Source organism: Azospirillum sp. B4 (assembly GCF_000333275.1).
In the GTDB taxonomy this organism is placed as follows: Bacteria; Pseudomonadota; Alphaproteobacteria; order Azospirillales; family Azospirillaceae; genus Nitrospirillum.
This window is the reverse complement of record NZ_BACU01000642.1, coordinates 1-5,628: the sequence shown is the minus strand read 5'-3', so window position 1 is coordinate 5,628 and position 5,628 is coordinate 1. Positions and strand designations below refer to the sequence as shown.

At 67.6% G+C, this 5,628-nt stretch carries 4 protein-coding genes and 1 tRNA gene; 4 read left to right on the top strand and 1 reads right to left on the bottom strand.

From position 1 onward, the window contains the following. Window positions 1–619, top strand: a 619-nt coding sequence (locus tag I55_RS29110; RefSeq protein ID WP_044564220.1) for a COQ9 family protein, incomplete at its 5' end; no start/stop codon positions are given. Window positions 620–739: 120 nt separating this feature from the next. On the opposite strand, the gene I55_RS29105 is transcribed toward I55_RS29110, so the two are convergent. After that, window positions 740–2,410, bottom strand: a complete 1,671-nt coding sequence (locus tag I55_RS29105; RefSeq protein WP_159107300.1) for an MFS transporter — start codon at window positions 2,408–2,410, stop codon at window positions 740–742. A 548-nt stretch (window positions 2,411–2,958) separates the two neighbouring features. Between I55_RS29105 and I55_RS29100 the strand changes: the two genes are divergently transcribed. From I55_RS29100 to I55_RS29090, 3 genes are all read left to right on the top strand, one after another. Then, window positions 2,959–3,034 (top strand) — tRNA-Ile (locus I55_RS29100). Between the two features lie 196 nt (window positions 3,035–3,230). Next, the gene (locus tag I55_RS29095; RefSeq protein WP_252181360.1) at window positions 3,231–4,442 is read left to right on the top strand and encodes an FAD-dependent oxidoreductase; all 1,212 of its coding nucleotides are present in this window, start codon (window positions 3,231–3,233) and stop codon (window positions 4,440–4,442) included. 173 nt (window positions 4,443–4,615) lie between these two features. Beyond that, the gene (locus I55_RS29090) at window positions 4,616–5,383 is read left to right on the top strand and encodes a class I SAM-dependent methyltransferase (RefSeq protein ID WP_044564219.1); all 768 of its coding nucleotides are present in this window, start codon (window positions 4,616–4,618) and stop codon (window positions 5,381–5,383) included. The last annotated feature ends 245 nt before the right edge of the window (window positions 5,384–5,628 follow it).

Genomic DNA, 5,628 nt, shown 5'->3' with positions numbered 1-5,628 from the left:
GGTGCTGCCGCACGTGGCGTTCGACGGCTGGTCGGCGGTGGCGCTGCGCCAGGCGGCGGTGGATGCCGGCATGGAGAGCGCCCAGGTGGCGGCCCTGTTTCCCGGCGGCGTGGCGGACGTGGTGGCGCAGTTCAGCGACTGGGCCGACCGCACCATGATGGCGCAGATGGCGGGCCGCGACCTGGCGGTGATGAAGGTGCGGGCGCGGGTGACCCTGGCGGTGCGCCTACGGCTGGAGATCCTGGCGCCTTGGGCGGAGGCGGTGCAGCGCGCCAGTTCCTTCCTGACCGCCCATGCCGCCCTGGGCGCCCGCCTGCTGTACCGGACGGTCGATGCCGTGTGGTACGCCGCCGGCGACCAGTCGACCGACATCAACTACTACACCAAGCGTGCCCTGCTGGCCGGGGTGCAGACGGCGACGGTGCTGTACTGGCTGAGCGACCGGTCGGAAGGGTATGCCGACACCTGGTCCTTCCTCGACCGCCGGATCGAGACCGTGATGGCGCTGGGCAAGGGCCTGGCCACCTTCAGCCTGCCCAAGGCCACGGCCCTGAAGAACCTCACGGCGCTGGTGCCGTCGCCCTTCCGCTTCAGCCGCCACCTGCGCCAGCGCGCCTGACCATCCTCACGGACGTACGGGCCTGGTGAACCGCTGCCAGCCGGCCCCCCGCCATAAGGAAAGGCCCGGACGTTGCCGTCCGGGCCCTCCGTTCCAGGCGCAGCCCTTTGGGGGTGGCGCTTATTTGTCGTGGCTGACTTCCACGTCCTTGGTTTCCCGCACGAACAGCAGGCCGATCACGAAGGTGATGGCGGCGATGATGATCGGGTACCACAGGCCGGCGTACATCTGGCCGGTGGTGACCACGATGGCCAGTGAGATGGCCGGCAGGAAGCCGCCGAACCAGCCGTTGCCGATGTGGTAGGGCAGGGACATGGAGGTGTAGCGGATGCGCGACGGGAACATCTCCACCAGCATGGCGGCGATGGGGCCGTAGACCAGGGTCACGTAGATGACCAGGATCCACAGCAGGAAGGTCAGCATCGGCTTGTTGATGGCGGCGTCATCGGCCTTGGCCGGATAGCCGGCGGCCTTCACGGCCTCGGCCACCGCCTTGTCGAAGGCGGCCTTCTTCTCCTTGGCGTCCGCCGCGTTGGCGTCATAGCTGTCGATGACCGTGTCGCCGATCTTGATCTGGGCCACGGAACCGGCGCCGCCATCGACCGCGCTGTAGGGCACGCTCTTGTCCACCAGGGCCTTCTTGGCGACGTCGCAGCTGGACTTGAAGGTCGACGTGCCGGTGACGTTCAGCTGCCAGGTGCATTCGGCCGGATCGGCGGTGACGGTGGCCGGGGCCGCGGCCATGGCCGCCTCCAGCGCCGGGTTGCCGTAGTGGGTGATGCCCCGGAAGATGGGGAAGTAGGTCAGGATGGCCAGCGCCAGGCCGGCCAGGATGACCTTCTTGCGGCCGATGCGGTCGGACAGCGACCCGAACACCACGAAGAAGGGGGTGGCGAACAGCAGGGCGACGGCCGCCAGGGTGTCGGCGGTGTTGGGGTCGATCTTCAGCGTGCTCTTCAGGAAGATCTGGGCGTAGAACTGGCCGCAATACCAGACGACGGCCTGGCCGGCGACGACGCCGAACAGGGCCAGCAGCACGAACTTCAGGTTATAGAGGTTGCCGAAGCTGTCCAGGATGGGGGACTTGGAGGTCTTGCCCTCCTCCTTCATCTTCTTGAACAGCGGCGATTCGTCCAGCTGCAGGCGGATCCACAAGGACACGCCCAGCAGCAGCAGCGACACCAGGAAGGGGATGCGCCAGCCCCAGGCCTTGAAGTCCGCGTCGGACAGGTTCATGCGGCAGGCCAGGATGACCAGCAGCGACAGGAACAGGCCGCCGGTGGCGGTGATCTGGATCCAGGCGGTATACGCGCCGCGCTTGCCGTGGGGGGCGTGCTCGGCCACGTAGGTCGCGGCGCCGCCATATTCGCCGCCCAGCGCCAGGCCCTGCAGCAGGCGCAAGGAGATCAACAGGATGGGCGACAGGACGCCCACCGATTCATAGCTGGGCAGGAAGCCGATAACGGCCGTCGACAGGCCCATGATGACGATGGTGACCAGGAAGGTGTACTTGCGGCCCACCAGGTCGCCCAGCCGGCCGAAGACCAGGGCGCCGAAGGGGCGGACGAAGAAGCCGGCGGCGAAGCCCAGCAGCGTGAACACGTCCTTGGCGCCCTGGGTCGGCAGGCCCGAGAAGAACCGGGCGCTGATGATGGCGGCAAGGGAACCGTACAGATAGAAATCATACCACTCGAACACGGTGCCGAGGGACGAGGCGAAGATGACCTTGCGCTCCTCCTTCGTCATGCGGGTCGAGGCCCCACTGGTACTGCTGCTGGCGATGTTCGCCATCGTCACTTCCTCCCATGGATGTTCTGATATGGCCGGCGGCGGAAGGCGGTTCGCCCGTCCATCCGTTCCGGATGAGCGGAGCGGCGGCTGCATGGCGCGCCGCTGGTGGCTGCCCCCGCGGGGACCCTGATGAAAGCCCGGACGCCGGGCGTATGTGTCGGATCGTTCTGCCGCTGGCCCCCCTCGCGTATGTACCCCTGCCCGGGGATCACCCCGGGCCTGACGCCAACCGCTTTGGCGGGCCCCGTTGGCCGGAGCCTCATGCGGGTCCCCTTTCGCGGGGCCCGCGTTCGCTGGGGACTCACCCGGTTTACGGGTGCCCGCGCGGCCATTTGCCGCGTGGACAGCGTTACCGGTACCGTCCCAAGCCTTGCAAAGGTAACACCTCAGTCCTGAGCCGGCAACATGGCATTCGCCGGCCAAGGCACGCCGAATCAAAAGGATAGCGGCTCTTTTCCAACGATTTGGAGGCTGTCGTAAAAATTTGATGAAGTCCCACGCAAGGGGATTGCAAGGCGGGGCGCCACCCGGCAAAGTGCGGCCCGCGTGGGCCTGTAGCTCAACGGTTAGAGCCGGCCGCTCATAACGGTCTGGTTGCAGGTTCGAGTCCTGCCGGGCCCACCACGCTCCCCCGCACTCCCTTTCATTCAGGGTTTGAAACGATCAGCGAAGGTCCCGCCTGACCCCTTCGCCCGCCGTGCCGAGCGCTGGCACGGCCCTGCTGCGGCGCGTTTCGTGCAGACTCTTGGTTTCTCAGGGAAATCTTTTCCTTTAAGGTTCCCGGGGGACGGTCGGTCCTACAGAACAGGCAGGGGGACACATGGCGGGCGAACGGGTGGACGCGATGATGGGCCGGCGCAACCTTCTGGTGGGCGCGGGCGCCAGCCTGATGCTGGCGGGGTGCGCCGGGTCGGCCGACGGCGGCCGCAAACCGATGGTGCCGGAGGGGGCGCGCGACGCCCTGCGGCTGACACCCATCCGGGCCACGCCCGACCGCATCACCCGCATCACCGTTTGCACCCGGCCCTTCCGCGCCCAGGGCCCCCGGCTGGAGGTGGAGCGCATCGGGCAGAAGCTGGTGGTCCACCACTACGGCCATGGGGGCAGCGGCTGGTCCCTGTCCTGGGGCACCGGCCTGGTGGCCACGGAAAAGGCCATGGCGTTGGGGGAACGTGACATCGCCGTCATCGGCTGCGGCGCCATCGGCCTGACGACGGCGCTGCAACTGCAACGCGCCGGCGCCAAGGTCACCATCTATGCCAAGGACCTGCCGCCGGACACCCGCTCCAGCTTCGCCACCGGCGTGTGGTCACCGGATTCGCGCATCTGCCTGGAACAGTACGCCACGCCGGAGTTCAAGGCCCTGTGGGCGCGGATGTGCCTGACCTCCTTCCAGTCCTATCAGAACCTGCTGGGCCTGCCGGGCACGCCCATCGAGTGGGTGGACAACTATTTCGTCGCCGACCAGGCCAACCGCGAACGGCACGAGGCCGTGACCGATGGCCGCCCCCCCTTCGCCGACGCGCTGCAGCACGAGCTGCTGCCGACCCTGACGCCCCATGCCGCCGAGGTGCCGGCCGGCCTGCACCCCTTCGGTTCACGCTACGTCCGCCGCAACACCAACATGGTGTTCAACATTTCCAGCTATGCCCGCCTGTTGCTGGACGAATTCCATGCCAATGGCGGCCGTATTGAGGTGCAGGAGTTCCACACCCCGGCGGACTTCGCCCGCTTGACCCAAAAGGTGCTGGTGAACTGCACCGGCTATGGCGCCCGCGCCCTGATGGGCGACACGTCCGTCATGCCGGTGCGGGGCCAGCTGGCGCGCATGATCCCCCAGGACGATGTCCACTACGGCCTGTTCTACGATGGCGTGTCCTTCGTGCCCCGGCGCGACGGCTTCGTCTTCCAGGTCATCGGACCGGATGACTATTACGGCTATGGTGACGACAGCATCGAGCCGGACCGCCCGCTGGCGGAGCAGGCGGTGCGCACCATCGCCGGCCTGTTTCCGCCGCCGGCCTTCGGCTGAGCCGAGGCCGCCTGCGGCGCGATGACCTGGCGGCTGGAATCCACCGCTTTTTCCGGGTGGCGGGATTGATTTACGCCGCCGGCTCCGCACCTTCTAGCGGCAGCCGGCCGTGGAGGGCCTGTCGGGGGTAAGCTTCACGGGGCCAGGCTGACATCCAGGGAGGGAAGGGAACAATGTCTCGCGTCTCCGTCATCGCGCTGGCCTTGGGGCTGGCCGTTTCCAGCCTGGCGCTCACCGCCGGCGCCAGGGAAGCACCGTCCGCCGCCATCACCGCCGCCGTCGCCGACAGCAACCGCCCGCAGGCCGACAAGGACCGCGATGGCGACCGCAAGCCGGCGGAGATGCTGGCCTTCGCCGGTGTGAAGCCGGGCGACAAGGTGGTGGATTTCATGCCCGGCGCCGGCTATTTCACCCGTCTGCTGGCCAAGACCGTGGGGCCGAAGGGCCGGGTCTACAGCCTGCTGCCCGGCGAACTGGCCACCCGCTCGACCAAGGCGGTGGACGGACAGAAGGCGCTGGCGGCGGACAAGGCCTACGGCAACATCGTGCCCCTGATCCAGCCGGTCAACGCCCCGTCCATCCCGGAAAAGGTGGACGTGGTCTGGACCTCGCAGAACTATCACGACCTGCATGACGCCTTCCTGGGGCCGGCAGACGTGCCGGCCTTCAACAAGGCGGTGTTCGACGCGCTGAAGCCGGGCGGCGTCTACATCGTGCTGGACCACGTGGCCGAAGCCGGTTCGGGTTTGCGCGATACCGACAGCCTGCATCGTATCGACCCCGAAACGGTGAAGAAGGAGGTGCTGGCCGCCGGCTTCGTGCTGGATGGCGAGGATGACGCCCTGCGCAATACCGCCGACAACCATAGCCTCAAGGTCTTCGACCCCAGCCTGCGCGGCCATACCGACCAGTTCGTCTTCCGCTTCCGCAAGCCGAAGTAAGACCGGCGCGTATTGTCGCCAAAGGGCTGCGCGATGGCATGGAAGCCATTGCGCAGCCCTTTGTTTTTGCGGACCCTTTATCTCATGGGCCGCGCCATCGCGGCCCCAACGACAAGGGGGCGGGCATGATGAGGGTGTGGACGGCGTTGGTGTTCGGTGTGGTCTTGGCCGTGGCGGCGGGGGCGCGGGCGGCGGAACCATACAAGGTCCTGGACGGCTATGCCCGCCATGGCCACCAGGAGCGG